Annotated in this window: 12 protein-coding genes and 2 pseudogenes; 10 read left to right on the forward strand and 4 right to left on the reverse strand. The window is 54.0% G+C overall.

Features of this window, described 5'->3' with window-relative positions:
• Positions 1-52: 52 nt before the first annotated feature.
• Together ACH1XZ_RS05365 and ACH1XZ_RS05370 are read left to right on the forward strand one after the other, a co-directional pair.
• Entirely contained in the window at positions 53-454 is a 402-nt protein-coding gene (locus ACH1XZ_RS05365; RefSeq protein WP_395594629.1) for an antitoxin Xre-like helix-turn-helix domain-containing protein, read from the forward strand.
• The gene (locus ACH1XZ_RS05370; RefSeq protein WP_395594630.1) at positions 451-1,146 is read left to right on the forward strand and encodes an RES family NAD+ phosphorylase; all 696 of its coding nucleotides are present in this window, start codon (positions 451-453) and stop codon (positions 1,144-1,146) included. Before ACH1XZ_RS05365 ends, ACH1XZ_RS05370 begins: the two co-directional genes overlap by 4 nt.
• A 5-nt stretch (positions 1,147-1,151) precedes the next feature.
• Here ACH1XZ_RS05370 and yddG read toward each other — a convergent pair whose 3' ends face one another.
• On the reverse strand, positions 1,152-2,030 hold the full coding sequence (yddG, locus tag ACH1XZ_RS05375) for an aromatic amino acid DMT transporter YddG (RefSeq protein WP_395594631.1): 879 nt from the start codon (positions 2,028-2,030) through the stop codon (positions 1,152-1,154).
• Positions 2,031-2,250: 220 nt separating this feature from the next.
• Between yddG and fdnG the strand changes: the two genes are divergently transcribed.
• From fdnG to araJ, 4 genes are all read left to right on the forward strand, one after another.
• Positions 2,251-5,298 (forward strand): formate dehydrogenase-N subunit alpha, encoded by a 3,048-nt coding sequence (gene fdnG / locus ACH1XZ_RS05380; protein ID WP_395594632.1) that lies wholly within the window; start codon positions 2,251-2,253, stop codon positions 5,296-5,298.
• An 11-nt stretch (positions 5,299-5,309) separates the two neighbouring features.
• On the forward strand, positions 5,310-6,197 hold the full coding sequence (gene fdxH / locus ACH1XZ_RS05385) for a formate dehydrogenase subunit beta (RefSeq protein ID WP_322263330.1): 888 nt from the start codon (positions 5,310-5,312) through the stop codon (positions 6,195-6,197).
• On the forward strand, positions 6,190-6,846 hold the full coding sequence (gene fdnI, locus ACH1XZ_RS05390; protein ID WP_035896970.1) for a formate dehydrogenase-N subunit gamma: 657 nt from the start codon (positions 6,190-6,192) through the stop codon (positions 6,844-6,846). Before fdxH ends, fdnI begins: the two co-directional genes overlap by 8 nt.
• Before the next feature lie 303 nt (positions 6,847-7,149).
• Positions 7,150-8,316 (forward strand): MFS transporter AraJ, encoded by a 1,167-nt coding sequence (gene araJ, locus ACH1XZ_RS05395; RefSeq protein ID WP_395594633.1) that lies wholly within the window; start codon positions 7,150-7,152, stop codon positions 8,314-8,316.
• A 35-nt stretch (positions 8,317-8,351) separates the two neighbouring features.
• Here the strand turns inward: araJ and adhP are convergent, their stop codons facing one another.
• Positions 8,352-9,362: an alcohol dehydrogenase AdhP gene (gene adhP, locus ACH1XZ_RS05400; protein ID WP_395594634.1), complete on the reverse strand. Its 1,011-nt coding sequence runs from the start codon at positions 9,360-9,362 to the stop codon at positions 8,352-8,354.
• Positions 9,363-9,579: 217 nt separating this feature from the next.
• On the opposite strand from adhP, the gene ACH1XZ_RS05405 reads away from it, so the two are divergent.
• Positions 9,580-10,179 carry an inorganic diphosphatase gene (locus ACH1XZ_RS05405; protein ID WP_395594635.1) on the forward strand — a complete coding sequence of 200 codons (600 nt, stop codon included), beginning with the start codon at positions 9,580-9,582 and terminating at the stop codon, positions 10,177-10,179.
• A gap of 62 nt (positions 10,180-10,241) precedes the next feature.
• Here the strand turns inward: ACH1XZ_RS05405 and ACH1XZ_RS05410 are convergent, their stop codons facing one another.
• Both ACH1XZ_RS05410 and ACH1XZ_RS05415 read right to left on the reverse strand, forming a co-directional pair.
• Entirely contained in the window at positions 10,242-11,954 is a 1,713-nt protein-coding gene (locus ACH1XZ_RS05410) for an ABC-F family ATP-binding cassette domain-containing protein (protein WP_395594636.1), read from the reverse strand.
• 409 nt (positions 11,955-12,363) lie between these two features.
• Positions 12,364-14,058 carry an NAD-dependent malic enzyme gene (locus tag ACH1XZ_RS05415; protein ID WP_395594637.1) on the reverse strand — a complete coding sequence of 565 codons (1,695 nt, stop codon included), beginning with the start codon at positions 14,056-14,058 and terminating at the stop codon, positions 12,364-12,366.
• Positions 14,059-14,354: 296 nt separating this feature from the next.
• Between ACH1XZ_RS05415 and ACH1XZ_RS05420 the strand changes: the two genes are divergently transcribed.
• From ACH1XZ_RS05420 to ACH1XZ_RS05430, 3 genes and pseudogenes are all read left to right on the forward strand, one after another.
• Complete coding sequence (locus ACH1XZ_RS05420) at positions 14,355-15,401, forward strand: NAD(P)-dependent alcohol dehydrogenase (RefSeq protein ID WP_395594638.1); 1,047 nt, start codon at positions 14,355-14,357, stop codon at positions 15,399-15,401.
• A 180-nt stretch (positions 15,402-15,581) separates the two neighbouring features.
• Positions 15,582-16,133: pseudogene (locus ACH1XZ_RS05425) on the forward strand (LysR family transcriptional regulator); the annotation flags it as partial.
• A pseudogene (locus tag ACH1XZ_RS05430) lies at positions 16,132-17,108 on the forward strand (zinc-dependent alcohol dehydrogenase family protein). The pseudogenes ACH1XZ_RS05425 and ACH1XZ_RS05430, both read left to right, overlap by 2 nt.
• Positions 17,109-17,136: the final 28 nt, after the last annotated feature.

The following is a 17,136-nucleotide window of genomic DNA, read 5'->3' on the forward strand; positions in this document are numbered from 1 at the left end:
ATGTACACAACCCTTTTCGGATGATGTACGGAGATAACGTACGGGAGGGCATATGGCCACAGTACAAGAAAGCCATGTAAACAGGAATGTCGACACCAGCAAGGCGCTGCCGGTTGTCTTTCGCATTCTGGAAAAATGGCAATGTAACACAGATGAACAACTTCGATTATTGGGTATTAGCTCACGTTCAACATTGAACAAATACAAAGAGTCGAAGGGGGGCATCCGCTTAAGTGTGGATATTCAGGAGCGTATGAGCTACATCCTGAACATTCATAAATGCCTGCGTTTACTGTTCACCGCCGATGACAGCATCTACGGTTGGGTGCGTAAACCAAACTCGCATCCTTTCTTTGCCGGACGCTCCGCTATGGACGTGATGAACGGTGGTCGGGTTGCAGACCTTTATGAGGTCGCCACGCGGCTTCAGTCCTGGCGAGGAGGCATGGCTTGAGCACTGAAGCGCCACCACTCATCGACTTAACCGGGGCCGCGGCATACCGGATCATTCCCAGCCGCTATCCCACCATCGATTTGTTCGAAGACGTTGCCAGCAGTGATGAGCTGGAAGCGGTCTGGGCCGTTGAAGCGCTGACCAACGAGCGATTGCTGGAGCAGGCGGGGGAATTGATGCGGGTGCCGAAAGCGGATTGGCTGGTCGGGCTGAACGGCAGCAGCTACGTGATGGCGGCCTTTACGCATATCAATCCGGAAGGGGCGCGATTCAGTACCGGCGATTTTGGTGGCTATTACTGCGCCCCTCAGCTTGATACCGCCATTAAAGAGACGGTGTATCATCAGGAACGTATTTTCGGCTATACCAATGAACCGGCGCAGAAGGTGCAGATGCGGGTGCTGTTTACCGAATTTGATGCAACTCTTGCGGATATCACCCAGGAACCCTTTATCTCATCGCCGCTCTATCACGCCACGGATTACAGCCAGTCGAAGGTTTTTGCCCAAACGCAGAAAATGCAGGGCAGAGACGGTATTCATTACTGCTCAGTGCGCCATACCGGCCACACCTGCTATGTGCTTTATCGGCCCTGCCTGGTCAAAAAAGTGACGCAGGCAGAGCATCTGGAGTATCACTGGAACGGTCGTTCGATTACTAACATTCTGAGCATTAAGCTCTACGGCGACTAAGCCGTTTACCGCCGGGTGGCCTGCCAGCAGAGCAGCGAACCCACGCAGACCATCGCCGCGCCTTGCCAGAATGACCAGGAGAGCGCGGCGCTGAGTAATACCGCCGCCAGCGCCGAAGAGAGGACTGGCGTAAAGTAAGATGCGACGGCCAGCAGGCTGACGTTGCCGTGCAGAATGCCCACATTCCATGCCGCATAGGCTAATCCTAATGCCAGTGCGCACATCACCAGTTTAATCACCACCGGCCAGCTAAAGACCATCGGCGGCTGATCGCTTAGCAGGAATTTCACCCACAAGCTTAACGCCGTCAGTAAAACAAACAGCGTAATACCGTTTTTGCCTTTGGCGTATTTGGCGGTGACGGTGCAGTACGCCGCCCAGATAAAGGCCCCGGCAAAGGCCAGAATATAGCTGAGCGGGCTGGAGATGACGTTGCGGGTTATTTCGTTGAGATCGAGCCCTTGTTCGCCGCCTAATACCCAGGTCACACCGAATACGGAAAGCAATAAGCCCGGGATCACCAGCCAGCTGCTTTTCTGGCCGTTGAAGATAATGGCAAATAAAATCGTCAGGCTTGGCCAGAGATAATTGACCATGCCGACTTCAATCGCCTGCTGGCGGGTGCCGGCATAGCCTAGTGACAGCGCGAGACAGATTTCGTAGCTGACAAAAAGCACGCTACCGGCCACAAGATAACGCGGTGGGATCTGACGCAACTGCGGGAAGCCGACGGTGAAGATGAGCAACAGGCCGCTCAGGCTGTAAATCATCGCCGCACCGCCCACGGGCCCAAGCCCTTCACTGACGCCGCGAATCAGCCCCACCATGGTGCTCCATAAGACGATAGCGGTGAGTCCCGTCAGCGTCGCTTTCTTATTATCCATCTCTAACCTGATGCTTTTACAAACGAAGTTTCCGGTTATAGCATTTTTTTGTGGCGGCGGGTGATATTTTTCCGCGATGTCTAACTCTAAAGGGTTAAGTAAAATCGCTGACCCTGACTATTAAGGGGGGCTCAGTTTTCGACATTGATTTGACGCAAAAAAAACAGGGGCATTGCTGTTAATTTTCCTCTCGAAGTACATCCATACAATGAGGAAAATAATGGACGTCAGCCGCAGAAAGTTTTTTAAAATCTGCGCGGGCGGTATGGCTGGGACGACGGCTGCGGCATTAGGGTTTGCCCCAAAAATGGCGTTAGCACAGGCGCGAAATTTCAAATTACTCCGCGCTAAAGAAGTTCGTAACTCCTGCACATACTGCTCCGTAGGTTGTGGGCTATTAATGTATAGCCTGGGCGATGGAGCCAAAAATACCCGGGAATCGATTTACCACATTGAAGGTGACCCGGATCATCCGGTAAGCCGTGGCGCACTGTGTCCGAAAGGCGCGGGGCTGCTGGACTATGTACACAGTGAAAACCGCCTGCGCTATCCGGAATACCGCGCACCTGGCTCAGATAAATGGCAGCGTATTTCGTGGAATGAAGCCTTCGACCGCATCGCAAAATTGATGAAGGCCGACCGCGACGCCAACTTTATTGAGAAGAATGAGCAGGGCGTGACGGTTAACCGCTGGCTCTCCACCGGGATGCTGTGCGCATCCGCGGCAAGTAATGAGACCGGCATGCTGACGCAGAAGTTTGTGCGCTCACTCGGCATGCTGGCGGTAGACAACCAGGCGCGCGTCTGACACGGACCAACGGTAGCAAGTCTTGCTCCAACATTTGGTCGCGGTGCGATGACCAACCACTGGGTTGATATCAAAAACGCTAACGTCGTGATGGTGATGGGCGGTAACGCCGCTGAAGCCCATCCAGTGGGTTTCCGCTGGGCGATGGAAGCGAAGAACAATAACGATGCCACGCTTATCGTTGTCGACCCGCGCTTTACGCGTACGGCGTCGGTGGCCGATATCTATGCGCCTATTCGTTCCGGTACCGACATTACCTTCCTGTCGGGCGTACTGCTGTATCTTATCGAAAACAATAAGATCAACGCTGAATACGTGAAGCATTACACCAACGCCAGCCTGCTGGTGCGGGATGACTTTGCCTTCGAAGACGGCCTGTTCAGCGGCTACGATGCCGAAAAACGCCAGTACGACAAATCGTCCTGGAACTATCAGTACGACGAAAACGGCTATGCCAAACGCGATGAAACGCTGACCCATCCGCGCTGCGTGTGGAACCTGCTGAAGCAGCACGTTTCCCGCTATACGCCGGACGTGGTGGAGAACATCTGCGGTACGCCGAAAGCGGACTTCCTGAAAGTGTGCGACGTGCTGGCCTCCACCAGTGCGGCAGACCGCACGACCACTTTCCTGTATGCACTGGGCTGGACACAGCACACCGTGGGGGCGCAGAACATTCGCACCATGGCGATGATTCAGCTGCTGCTCGGTAATATGGGGATGGCAGGCGGCGGCGTGAACGCCTTGCGCGGTCACTCGAACATTCAGGGGTTAACCGACTTAGGTCTGCTGTCGACTAGCCTGACCGGTTATCTGACGCTGCCGTCGGATAAACAGGCGGATCTGCAAACCTATCTGACAGCGAATACGCCGAAAGCGCTGCTGCCGGAACAGGTGAACTACTGGAGCAACTATCCGAAGTTCTTCGTCAGCCTGATGAAGTCGTTCTACGGCGACGCGGCAACGAAGGATAACGACTGGGGCTTTAACTGGTTGCCGAAATGGGACCAGGCCTACGACGTTATCAAATACTTCAACATGATGGATAACGGCAAAGTCACCGGCTATATCTGCCAGGGCTTTAACCCGGTTGCGTCGTTCCCGGACAAAAACAAGGTGGTACGCAGCTTAAGCAAGCTGAAGTACATGGTGGTTATCGACCCGTTAGTGACCGAAACCTCGACCTTCTGGCAGAACCACGGCGAGTCTAACGACGTTGACCCATCAACGATCCAGACCGAAGTGTTCCGCCTGCCGTCGACCTGTTTTGCCGAAGAAGACGGTTCGATTGCCAACTCCGGCCGCTGGCTGCAGTGGCACTGGAAAGGTCAGGATGCACCGGGGGAAGCGCGTAACGACGGCGAGATTCTGGCCGGTATTTACCATCGTCTGCGCGAAATGTATCGCAACGAAGGCGGTAAAGGCGTTGAACCACTGCTGAAAATGGGCTGGAACTACAAACAGCCGGACCATCCTGAGTCTGAAGAAGTCGCGAAAGAGAACAACGGCTATGCGTTGGCCGACCTTTATGATGCCAACGGCGTGCTGGTGGCGAAAAAAGGTCAGTTGCTTAATAGCTTTGCGCTGCTGCGCGATGACGGTACCACTGCGTCCTCCTGCTGGATCTACACCGGTAGCTGGACTGAAAAAGGTAACCAGATGGCCAACCGCGATAACGCCGACCCGTCAGGGCTGGGCAATACGCTGGGTTGGGCATGGGCATGGCCGCTGAACCGTCGCGTGCTGTATAACCGCGCCTCGGCGGACGTTAACGGTAAGCCTTGGGATCCGAAACGGATGCTGATCAAGTGGGATGGTAGCAAATGGACCGGTAACGATATTCCCGACTTTAATACCGCACCGCCGGGCAGCAAAACCAATCCGTTTATCATGCAGCAGGAAGGTCTGGGTCGCCTGTTTGCCCTCGATAAGCTGGCAGAAGGGCCGTTCCCGGAACACTACGAGCCGATGGAAACGCCGCTGGGTACCAACCCGCTGCACCCGAACGTTATCTCGAGCCCGGTTGTCCGTATTTACGAAGAAGATGCCCTGCGTCTTGGGAAGAAAGATAAGTTCCCATACGTCGGCACCACCTATCGTCTGACCGAGCATTTCCATACCTGGACCAAGCATGCGCGTCTGAACGCTATTGCGCAGCCAGAGCAGTTTGTGGAAATCAGCGAAGGGCTGGCGAAGGCCAAAGGCATTGCCAACGGTGACCGTGTGACCGTCAGCAGTAAGCGCGGCTTTATTCGCGCGGTGGCGGTGGTGACGCGTCGCCTGCAGACCCTGAATGTGAACGGTCAGCAGGTCGAAACCGTCGGTATTCCGCTGCACTGGGGCTTTGAGGGCGTAGCGCGTAAAGGCTATATCGCCAATACCCTGACGCCGAACGTCGGCGATTCCAACTCGCAAACGCCGGAGTATAAGGCGTTTCTGGTTAACATCGAGAAAGCGTAAGGAGCGTTTAAATGGCGATGGAAACACAAGACATTATTAAACGCTCTGCAACTAACCCGATTACCCCCGCGCCTCGTGCGCGGGATTATAAGGATGAAGTTGCCAAGCTGATTGATGTCTCCTCCTGTGTGGGCTGTAAAGCCTGCCAGGTGGCCTGCTCTGAGTGGAACGATATTCGCGACGAAGTAGGGCATTGCGTGGGGGTTTACGATAACCCCGCCGATCTCAGCGCTAAGTCCTGGACGGTGATGCGCTTTAGCGAAACCGAACAGAACGGCAAGCTGGAATGGCTGATTCGTAAAGACGGCTGTATGCACTGTGAGGACCCAGGTTGCCTGAAGGCATGTCCGTCCGCCGGGGCGATTATTCAGTACGCCAACGGGATCGTCGATTTCCAGCAGGAAAACTGCATCGGCTGCGGTTACTGCATCGCCGGGTGTCCGTTTAATATTCCGCGCCTCAATAAAGAGGATAACCGCGTTTATAAATGCACCCTGTGTGTAGACCGCGTCAGCGTGGGTCAGGAACCGGCCTGCGTGAAAACCTGTCCGACCGGAGCGATTCACTTCGGCACCAAAAAAGAGATGCTGGACGTGGCGCAGGAGCGCGTCGATAAGCTTAAGAAACGCGGCTATCCGCATGCCGGTATCTATAATCCGGAAGGCGTGGGCGGAACGCACGTGATGTATGTACTGCATCATGCGGACCAGCCGGAGCTGTATCATAAGCTGCCGAAAGATCCGGCCATCGATACCAGCATTAATCTGTGGAAAGGGGCGCTCAAACCGCTGTCTGCCGCTGGCTTTATCGCCACCTTTGCCGGGCTGATTTATCACTACATTGGTATTGGCCCGAACAAAGAAGTGGATGATGACGAAGAGGAGGATGGCCATGAGTAAGTCGAAAATGATTGTGCGCACCAAGTTTGTCGATCGCGCCTGTCACTGGACGGTGGCTATCTGCTTCTTCCTGGTGGCGGTATCGGGGATTTCGTTTTTCTTCCCGACGCTGCAATGGCTGACCGAAACTTTCGGTACACCGCAGATGGGGCGTATTCTGCACCCGTTCTTCGGCGTGCTGATCTTCGTGGTGTTGATGTTTATGTTTGCCCGCTTCGTGCATCACAACATTCCGGACAAGCAGGATATTCCGTGGGTGCTGGGGATTGTCGAAGTCCTGAAAGGCAACGAGCATAAAGTGGCGAAGGTCGGGAAATATAACGCCGGACAGAAGATGATGTTCTGGACCATTATGAGCATGATTTTCGTGCTGCTGGTGACCGGGGTGATTATCTGGCGTCCTTATTTCGCGCCGTTCTTCCCGATTCAGGTGATTCGCTATGCGCTGCTGATTCATGCTGCTTCCGCTATTATCCTGATCCATGCAATCCTCATCCATATGTATATGGCGTTCTGGGTCAAAGGGTCGATTAAAGGGATGATTGAAGGCAAGGTGAGCCGCCGCTGGGCGCAGAAACACCACCCGCGCTGGTATCGTGAAGTTGAGCGAGTAGAGGCGAAGAAAGAGAGTTCGGAAGGGATGAAGTAGGGGTTCTTTCCGGAAGTGAAGAGCGGTTTGATGTTTCTTAAGGGGAATGTTGAGCCGCTTTTTTTTGTTTGTGGTATAGCAGCACTCATGTGTTTGTAATGAGAGCATCGATGGCTGATATGATGCTTGAGCGTTCGTTGCATATTCTCCTGTTGCATTACGCACTCATGCCAGCATCGTGTATGAATCATTCGCGCTGTATATATGGATAAACCCGCCGTCGCACCTTTTTGTCTGGTCTGCTCCCCATGAATGGTCAATAATGCCCCTCTGCAAACTCAACAGAAACAAGTGATTAGAGGGATGAAAAAGACAATTTTTGCGCTGGCGCTGGGCACGTTTGGCCTGGGGATGGCGGAGTTTGGCATTATGGGCGTGCTGCCGGAACTGGCGCATGACGTGGGAATCTCGATCCCAGCGGCAGGCAATATGATCTCCTGGTATGCCTTCGGCGTGGTCATTGGTGCGCCGATTATTGCGCTGTTTTCCACGCGCTTCTCTCTGAAGTCAATCATGCTGCTGCTGGCGGCACTCTGCGTGCTGGGTAACGTTATTTTCACCGTGTCATCGAGCTACACGATGCTGGCGATTGGGCGACTGGTGTCAGGTTTTCCGCACGGGGCATTCTTTGGCGTGGGGGCGATTATTCTGTCGAAGATTGCACCGCGTGGCAGGGTGACGGCGGCGGTGGCGGGAATGATCGCCGGTATGACGGTGGCTAATCTGGTTGGCGTACCGGCGGGAACGTGGTTAGGCCATCAGTTCAGTTGGCGCTATACCTTCCTCGCGATTGCGCTGTTTGACGTGGCGGTGCTGGTGGCGATTATCGCCTGGGTACCAACGCTGTTTGATAAATCCGACGCGCGCCTACGCGAGCAGTTCCACTTCCTGAAAAGCCCTGCACCGTGGCTAATCTTTGCGGCGACCATGTTTGGTAATGCTGGCGTGTTCGCGTGGTTCAGCTACATCAAGCCGTTTATGATGAACGTCTCGGGTTTCCCGGAAGGGGCCATCATGTTCATTATGATGCTGGTGGGGCTTGGCATGGTGCTGGGTAATATTCTCAGCGGCAAGCTTTCCGGGCGCTACAGTCCGCTGCGCATAGCGGCAACAACCGATTTCGTCATCGTGGTCGCGCTGTTGCTTATTTTCGCGCTCGGCGGTTTCAAAATCGCGTCGTTGGTCTTGGCATTTATCTGCTGTGCGGGGCTATTTGCGCTTTCCGCGCCGTTGCAAATTTTGCTGCTGCAGAACGCAAAGGGCGGTGAAATGTTAGGAGCGGCTGGTGGGCAGATTGCCTTTAACCTTGGCAGTGCGATCGGGGCGTTCTTCGGGGGGCTGATGATTACGATGAATTTCGGCTGGAGTTCTGTGGCGCTGCCGGCAGCGGCGTTGTCATTCCTGGCGATGTCGTCTCTGCTGCTTTATGCCCGTTACCAGCAGCAGCAACAGAAGCTGGTGGCTGCCTGAGAGTAGCCTCTCCCTCACAGGAGAGGCTCTGAACATTAATGGCGAAGATCGATAACCATACGGCCACGAATCTGGCCCAGCTCCATCTCTTTAAAGATGGCGTTGATGTCGTTTAACGGACGCAGCGCCACTTTCGGTACCACTTTCCCTTCAGCGGCAAACTGGAAGGCCTCGGTCAGATCCTGACGGGTGCCGACCAGCGAACCGACCACTTCGATACCGTCGAGTACCAGACGTGGAATATCAAGGCTCATTGCTTCCGGTGGCAGGCCAACGGCCACCACGCGGCCACCGGCACGTACGGCGTCAACGGCGGAGTTAAAGGCCGCTTTCGCAACGGCGGTAACGACTGCAGCGTGCGCGCCGCCGGTCAGTTCCTGAACCTGTTTGGCGGCATCTTCGCTGCGTGAGTTGATAATAAGATCCGCGCCCATCTCTTTGGCCAGCTTCAGCTGCTCATCGTTCACATCGAGAGCGATCACTTTGGCATTAAAGACGTTTTTCGCGTATTGCAGCGCCAGGTTGCCCAGACCACCCAGACCGTAAATGGCAATCCACTGACCTGGTTTGATTTTCGAGATTTTGACGGCTTTATAGGTGGTGACACCTGCGCAGGTGATGCTGCTCGCCGCGGCGGAATCAAGGCCATCCGGGACTTTGACTGAATAGTCAGCGGTGACGATGCACTCTTCTGCCATGCCACCATCTACACTGTAGCCCGCATTTTTTACCGAACGACACAGCGTTTCGTTACCACTGTTACAGTATTCACAGTGGCCACAGCCTTCGAAGAACCAGGCAACGCTCGCGCGATCGCCCACTTTAAGAGAGGAGACGCCAGGACCGATAGCTTTGACGATCCCAATACCTTCATGGCCGAGGATAACCCCAGTCTTGTCGCCGAAATCACCGTTTTTCACGTGCAAATCGGTGTGACAGACCCCACAGCACTCCATTGTTAACAGGGCTTCACCGTGCTGCAGTGGGCGCAGCGTTTTTTCAGTGACGTTTACCTGATGGTCATGTGTGACAACAGCAGCCTTCATATCCTACTCCTGGTTAATATGTATTTGATAATAATACTCATTAATGATTAGTGAAAATGGCGGAAATTGCAAGGCGGAGGGTAGGCGGAATCTAGTGGTTTTTCATATTGATAGCACAGAGTGTTCACCGTTCTGTCACTAAGCGTTCATCATTTATTCATCAGTAAACTCTACCGTGTCGTTTTTGTTTTTCTTATAACGATAGAGTGACGACACAATGCATCTGGTAAAAAAAATCCTTGCAGCAAGCCTTTTTCTTTCCGCCGTCGCGCAGGCTCACAACGTACTTGATTTCCCACAGCCGGAAAATAACCCTGAAGAGTTTTACGCGGTTACCGAGATTCCAGCCGGCGGTATTATTAAATATGAAACTGACGCCAAGACCGGTTTTCTGGTCGCCGACCGCTTTCAGTCCATGCCGGTGTCTTATCCAGCAAACTACGGTTCTCTGACACAGTCTCTGGCAGGCGATGGCGATCCGCTGGATGTTGTATTTTATACCCGCGCTCCAATGGCGCCTGGTACGCTTATCAAACTGCGCGCGATCGGTGTGTTGAAGATGATTGATGGGGGTGAGAAAGACGATAAAATTATCGCCGTGCCAACCAGCAAAATTGACCCAACCTATGACGATATAAAGAATGTGAGCGACCTGCCGAAGGTAGAGCAGGAACGTTTGCAGGCGTTTTTCCGCGTCTACAAACAGCTACCGGAAGGTCGCAAAAAGGTAGAATTGAACGGTTTTAATGATGCCGCTGCCGCGAAGCAGGAAATTAAGCAGGCGTGGGATGCCTGGAAAGAGAAGAATCCACAGTAAAACGCCGACTCCGGGTATAGCGAAAACCCGGCGTCGCTGCGCTCGGCCGGGCTACGAGGTGGTTAGGTTAGCTGATTGTTGATGTTGGCAATCTCCTCGCGCCAGCGCTGTTGCAACTGCGGTTTCTGATGTTTTGGCTTACGCGCCAGGTCTTCGGCTAACCGCCACTCAAGCTCAATTAAACGCTCCAGCAGGTCATCAGCCTCCGTTGTGACTTTCTCGTCTATGGCGGTGACTAAGCACGGTGCGTCCGGACAAGTACGGTGACGAAGTTGCTCGTACACTGCGTCAGCATCAGGCCATTCGCTTAAACCCTTCTCGTCAATCAACCAGAAACGGTTGCAGCTATTGCTGATAAGCTGACGGTCGTGGCTGACCAGCAAAACGCCGCCGGGATACTCACTAAGCGTTTGCGCAAGCGCCGCTTTTCCGTCGATATCCAGGTGGTTTGTAGGTTCATCAAGCAATAGCAGGCTGTATCGGGCGAGCGATAACCCGACAAACAGCAGGCGAGAGCGCTCACCGCCGCTTAAGGTTCTGACCTTTTGCCCGTGTCGCGCCCAGCCAAAACCGGTGGAAATCAGCGCGCGTTTACGGGTTTCAGCATAGGGTTCAAAGGCTTCAAGTGCGTCCAGCAGGCTGTCGTCGTCCGCTAACTGGTGCAGCGTCTGATCGTAATAGCCTGCTTTAAGGCGAGGGTGAAGCTTAAGCCCGGCATCCGCTGATGTATGCTGTATCTGCCGCCAGAGCAGGCGTAACAGCGAGGACTTACCGCCGCCGTTACGTCCCATAATGGCGACGCGATCGCCACTTTGTAGCCGCGCAATATCGGTCGTAAACAACGGCGCCAGGCCTGGTGCTGGCGGCACAGGCAAGTTGTCCATTTCCAACAGACGGTCTGCCCGCAGTGCATCGCCGTGAAGCGCGAGCGTCCATGGCGTGCCGGCGGTGAGTTCCGTCTGGCTCTCCTTTAATCGTGTGACCTGTTTTTCCATCTGCTTGGCTTTACGCGAGAGGTCTTCGTTGTCATACACCCGTCCCCAGGTGGCCAGCCGTTTGGCGCTGGCGGTGACGCGGTCGATCTCTTTTTGTTCCGCTTTATGACGCAGCGCATCACTTTCATCCTGCTCTTCTAACGCCTGGCGGGCCGCGGAGCAGGGCAGTGAAAACGCATGCAGGGTTTTATCACGCAAAATCCAGCTGGTATTGGTGACCGCATCCAGCAGCGGATTATCGTGTGAAACCAGAACGAAGCTGCCGCTCCAGCTATTCAGGAAGTTTTCCAGCCATAGCAGTGTTGGCAGGTCGAGATGGTTGCCCGGTTCATCCAGCAGCAGCAGGTCCGGTTGCAGGATGAGTGCACGAGCCAACAACAGTCGGGTATGCTGGCCACCACTTAGGGTTGCCGCCGGGTTATCTATCTCAACTGGGGAGAAGCCCATTTCCGTTAACAAACGCTCGGCTTGCCAGCGCTGGCTTTCACGAACGGATTCTGGCAGCTGTGCGAGTACCGACTGAATCAGCGTGCGGTCGAGTAGTTCAGCAGGAAGATGCTGTTCTACACGGGCCATCAGACAATGGCTGGCTAACGCGACGCGTCCGGAAGAGGGGGCAAGCGTGCCATCCAGTACCTGTAACAGGGTACTTTTGCCGCAGCCGTTGTAGCCGATGAGGCCAATACGGTCGCCTTTTTTCAGGGTAAAAGAAAGGTCAGTGAAAAGAGGGCCGAAAGCCGTCTCAACGTGAAGAGATTGTGCAGTTAATAATGTGCTCATTTGCTTACTCAAGAGTTACAGGCATGTGGATGCCTCGTCAAACATCGCTGACGATAACTAAGTAAGCCCGAGGGAAGGGTTTAGGGATTGGTGTCTTCGCTCAAGCCGAAGTTATCGCAGCATGAAACCGATAACGCTTGAGCTGGTGCGATCACCAAATGTATGTGAAACATTGAAAATTTCACAGTACAGCATAATTAGCCTCCTTTTGATTTTGTCAGGTTGATAGGTGAAGGCAGTGTAGCGGCCATGTGAATATTAATCTAGTGAATATATCATTAGTTACAACATACATTATGGGGGATATAAAATATTCAGCTTTAACCACCGTGCCAATCATCTTTTTCTGCAGGGAAGAAGAGTAAACCCGGCGGCGCTGCGCTTGGCCGGGCTACTATTTTGCTACGATTTAGATGGAGGTACGACGGTAGTTGCGGTATTCCGGCAGCCAGAAGTTCTCATCAATCGCTTCTTGCAGGGCGTCGGCGGAGGTATTGGTGGCAACACCTTGTTGCTGGGCCATTTTACCGACCGCGAACGCGATAGCGCGGGAGACTTTATGAATATCCTTCAGCTCTGGCAGCACCAGACCTTCGCCATTGTTAGCGAGCGGAGAGTGTTTGGCCAGCGTTTCACTTGCGGACATCAGCATCTCGTCAGTAATACGCGACGCGCCTGAGGCAATCACCCCCAGACCAATTCCTGGGAAGATATAGGAGTTGTTGCACTGGGCAATAGGATAGACGGTATCTTTCCAGGTGACCGGTGCGAACGGGCTGCCGGTGGCAACCAGCGCCTGACCGTCTGTCCAACTGATGATGTCCTGCGGCGTGGCTTCAACGCGTGAGGTTGGGTTCGACAGCGGCATCACAATCGGGCGTGGGCAGTTCTTGTGCATCTCACGAATAATTTCTTCCGTGAATAGTCCGCTCTGGCCGGAAACGCCGATCAGAATGTTTGGCTTTACGTTGCGCACGACATCGAGCAGAGAAATCTCGTCGTTTTCGTGCTGCCAGCCCTGAATTTTTTCCTGTTTCTGCGCCAGTTTGCTCTGGAATGGAAGCAGGTTTGGCATCTGGTCGGTCAGCAGGCCAAAGCGATCAACCATAAATACGCGGCCGCGCGCCTGTTCCTCACTCAAACCCTCGCGCTGCATCTGGGCGATAATCTGTTCGGCGATGCCGCAGCCCGCAGAGCCTGCGCCCAGGAAGACCACTTTCTGCTCATTGAGCTGGCTGCCCGCCGCGCGGCTTGCCGCAATCAGCGTACCGGCAGTGACCGCCGCGGTGCCCTGGATGTCATCGTTAAAACAGCAGATCTCATCGCGGTAGCGGTTGAGCAGCGGCATCGCGTTTTTCTGCGCGAAATCTTCAAACTGCAGCAGCACGTTTGGCCAGCGGTGTTTCACGGCCTGGATAAAATCATCCACAAACTGATAGTACTCGTCGTCGCTGATACGCGGGTTACGACAGCCCATGTACAGCGGATCGTTCAGCAACTGCTGGTTATTGGTACCAACATCGAGCACCACCGGCAGCGTATAGGCCGGGCTGATACCACCACAGGAGGTGTACAGGGAAAGCTTACCGATAGGAATACCCATACCGCCGATGCCCTGATCGCCCAGGCCGAGAATACGTTCACCGTCGGTTACCACGATAACTTTAATATTGTGATTTGGTACGTTTTGCAGAATGTCGTCCATATTGTGACGATTCTGATAGGAGATAAAGACCCCGCGGGCGCGGCGGTAAATCTCAGAGAAACGTTCGCAGGCAGCGCCAACGGTTGGGGTGTAGATAACCGGCATCATCTCATCAAGATGATTCTCTACCAAGCGATAGAACAGCGTTTCGTTGGTGTCCTGAATATTGCGAAGGTAGATATGCTTGTCGATTTCAGTTTTAAAACCCTGGTATTGAATCCAGGCACGCTCGGCCTGCTCCTCAATACTCTCAACCACTTCAGGCAGCAGCCCGAGCAGGTTGAAGTTGCTGCGTTCTTCCATGCTGAACGCGCTGCCTTTATTTAGCAGGGGAAATTCCAACAGAACCGGTCCCGCATAGGGGATATAAAGGGAACGATTTTTATTGCCTGGTAACATCTTACGTAACTCCGTTGTCTTTCACTTCAGACCCGTTGGCGGGCTGGCAGAAACTGCAGCGCGCAAGATTATAGAGCAACGTTTAACACGATGCTGACAAATTGGACGTAACGGCACAAAAAAGCGCACGATTGCTTATAACATCGCCAATTAACCCTTTGTGCGATGGGAAAGGCGGGCCAGCATTCATGAACTAAGCTCATGACGGTATTGCACCAGCGGGCATAGTTTCAGTGAACAATGTGCTGTAGGTTGTACCCTGACTGAAAATGAAACAAGTAATGCGAGGTAACGTCATGAAAGTGTTAGGTTATGCTGCTACAAACCCATCGACACCCCTGGCGCCATTCACCTTTGAGCGCCGTGAACCGCGCTCGGATGACGTGGTTATCGATATTCTCTATTGCGGCGTATGCCACTCGGACCTGCACCAGGCACGCAACGACTGGGGATTCAGTACCTATCCGATTGTTCCCGGGCATGAAATTGTTGGTCGCGTTCGCTCCGTTGGCAGCGGAGTCACCAGGTTTAAGCAGGGCGACCTGGCCGCCATTGGCTGCATGGTTGACTCCTGTCGCGTATGCCAGCCCTGTCAGCAGGGGCTGGAACAGTACTGTGAAGAGGGTAACGTTCAGACCTACAACGGCCAGGATCGTCACGATCATTCCACTACCTACGGCGGCTATTCACAGACCATTGTTGCCAGCCAGGATTTTGTTCTGCACGTACCGGAAAACATGGATTTGAAAGGTGCCGCGCCGCTCCTGTGCGCCGGTATCACCACCTGGTCGCCGCTGCGTCACTGGAAGGTAGATGCCAACAGTAAAGTGGCGGTAGTGGGGTTAGGCGGGTTAGGGCACATGGCCATCAAACTGGCCAGCGCGCTGGGCGCGGAAGTCACGCTGTTTACCCGTTCTCCGGGTAAAGAGGCGGATGCCCGCCGCCTTGGTGCCCATCACGTGGTGGTTTCGACTGACCCGGCCCAAATGGCGAAAGTGCAAAATCAGTTCGATCTGATTATTGATACTGTACCGTACGTTCACGAGGTCAATCCCTATCTGCCAACTCTGACGCTCGACGGCACGCTGGTCTTTGTTGGCCTGCTGGGCGATATGCCGGAGTCGAGCACGCTGCCGCTATTGCTGGGTCGCCGTTCTATTGCCGGTTCCTGTATTGGCGGTATTGCTGAAACGCAGGAAATGCTCGATTTCTGCGGTAAACATGGCATCACTGCCGATATAGAAATGATTGATATTCATAACATTAACGATGCGTTTGAACGTATGCTCAAAAGCGATGTGAAGTACCGTTTTGTTATCGATATGGCGACATTGACCGCATAACCACCGTAGTTCTCCCGGCGTCGCTGCGCTACCCATTCGAACGTAGCCCGGCCGAGCGCAGCGACGCCGGGAAACACAGTAACGCTTGTTACACTGTCACTTACCGCCGTGAATTTACCCATCCCGCCCGTCATCGTATAATCATCACTCATCTCTCGCCATCAACGGAATCCCTCAGCTATGCGCGCCAATATCACTGAATATATGGATATTTTTGTTCACGTGGTCGAATCGGGGAGTTTTATCCGTGCCGCAGAACAGCTACAGATGCACCGTCCCGCAGTGAGCAAGGCGCTTCAGCAACTGGAAGAGGCGCTCGGCGTAAAACTTCTACATCGCACCACGCGCAGACTCAGTCTGACCAGTGAGGGAGAGGCGTTTTATCAGCGGGCGAAAGTGCTGCTGGGTGAGATGGCTGATTTGATGGCGACGTATTCTTCAACACAATCAGTCAGCGGCAGCCTGCGCCTTGATTTCCCACTCACGCTGGCACATTCACTGCTCATTCCTGCACTTGACGAGTTCAGGGAAAGATACCCGGGCATCGAAATCATCCTTACCTCATCTGACCGTCGAATCGACTTGATTGCCGAAGGCATCGACTGCGTTGTGCGCTTAGGCGTGCTGGAAGATTCCAGCTTTATTGCCCGGCGCATTGGCGAGGTGGCGATGGTGACCTGTGCTGCGCCCAGCTATCTCGCAAAGTACGGCGCGCCGCTGACGCTGGACGATTACCTTTAACCGCATCGGCGGTCCGGAAGTTCTGGAAATAACTGAGTCACGGTTGCCGCCCCGGCAGTTGGCGAAGTACAAATTCGCGTAAAAGCCATTGGTATTAACCGCGCAGAAGTGATGTACCGCACGGGACAGTATGTGATTGAACCGCAGTTCCCGGCAACGCTCGGCTATGAAGCGGCCGGTATCGTCGAAGCCGTCGGGGCTGGCGTGAGTGAATTTGCCATTGGCGATCGGGTGAGCGTGATTCCTTCCTTTATGTTTACCGAGTACGGCATGTACGGTGAGCGAGTGAATGCGCCAGCGCATGCGGTGGTGAAGCACCCTGAAAACCTGACCTTTGCCGAAGCCGCCGCCAGTTGGATGATGTTTATCACCGCCTATGGCGCACTCGTTGAGTACGGTCATTTACAGGCGGGTCAGTACGCCGTGATAGGGGCCGCGTCCAGCAGCGTCGGCATTGCCGCTATTCAGATTGCCAATATGTTGGGCGCACATCCCATTGCGCTTTCCCGTACCAGCCGTAAAAACGAATGGCTGCGAAACGCCGGGGCACAGGCGGTGATTGCGACCACAGAACAGAATGTCACCGCAGAGTTGAATGTAATAACTCAAGGGGCCGGCGTGAACCTGGTCTTTGACCCAGTGGGTGGGCCGGATGCCGCGAAGCTAACTGCCGCCATGGCCATGAACGGTACGTTCTTCCAGTACGGCGCGCTGGATACCCGCAATTTATCCATCCCGGTGATGGATATTCTCGGTAAACACCTGCAGTTTCGCGGCTACGAACTGTTTGAGATAACCACCGTTGCCGAGAAACTGGCGCGGGCGAAAGCCTTTGTTTACGACGGACTGAAGTCTGGGCAACTGAGGCCGGTTATTGATAAAACCTTTGCATTTGAGGATATTGCCGAAGCCCATCGCTATATGGAAGCCAACGGGCAGGTCGGAAAAATAGTCGTGACACTGTAACTAATAATGTTGTTTTTGTAGGCCGGAT

The organism is Kluyvera chengduensis (assembly GCF_044197065.1).
GTDB lineage: Bacteria > Pseudomonadota > Gammaproteobacteria > Enterobacterales > Enterobacteriaceae > Kluyvera > Kluyvera ascorbata_C.

Bases quoted from the DNA above. Each gene is read 5' to 3' on its own strand.
- ACH1XZ_RS05410 (WP_395594636.1), bottom strand. From the start codon at position 11,954: ATGAGCACATTATTAACTGCACAATCTCTTCACGTTGAGACGGCTTTC.
- ACH1XZ_RS05420 (WP_395594638.1), top strand. From the start codon at position 14,355: ATGAAAGTGTTAGGTTATGCTGCTACAAACCCATCGACACCCCTGGCG.
- ACH1XZ_RS05365 (WP_395594629.1), top strand. From the start codon at position 53: ATGGCCACAGTACAAGAAAGCCATGTAAACAGGAATGTCGACACCAGC.
- ACH1XZ_RS05405 (WP_395594635.1), top strand. From the start codon at position 9,580: ATGCATCTGGTAAAAAAAATCCTTGCAGCAAGCCTTTTTCTTTCCGCC.
- fdnI (WP_035896970.1), top strand. From the start codon at position 6,190: ATGAGTAAGTCGAAAATGATTGTGCGCACCAAGTTTGTCGATCGCGCC.
- yddG (WP_395594631.1), bottom strand. From the start codon at position 2,030: ATGGATAATAAGAAAGCGACGCTGACGGGACTCACCGCTATCGTCTTA.
- araJ (WP_395594633.1), top strand. From the start codon at position 7,150: ATGAAAAAGACAATTTTTGCGCTGGCGCTGGGCACGTTTGGCCTGGGG.
- ACH1XZ_RS05415 (WP_395594637.1), bottom strand. From the start codon at position 14,058: ATGTTACCAGGCAATAAAAATCGTTCCCTTTATATCCCCTATGCGGGA.
- adhP (WP_395594634.1), bottom strand. From the start codon at position 9,362: ATGAAGGCTGCTGTTGTCACACATGACCATCAGGTAAACGTCACTGAA.
- fdxH (WP_322263330.1), top strand. From the start codon at position 5,310: ATGGCGATGGAAACACAAGACATTATTAAACGCTCTGCAACTAACCCG.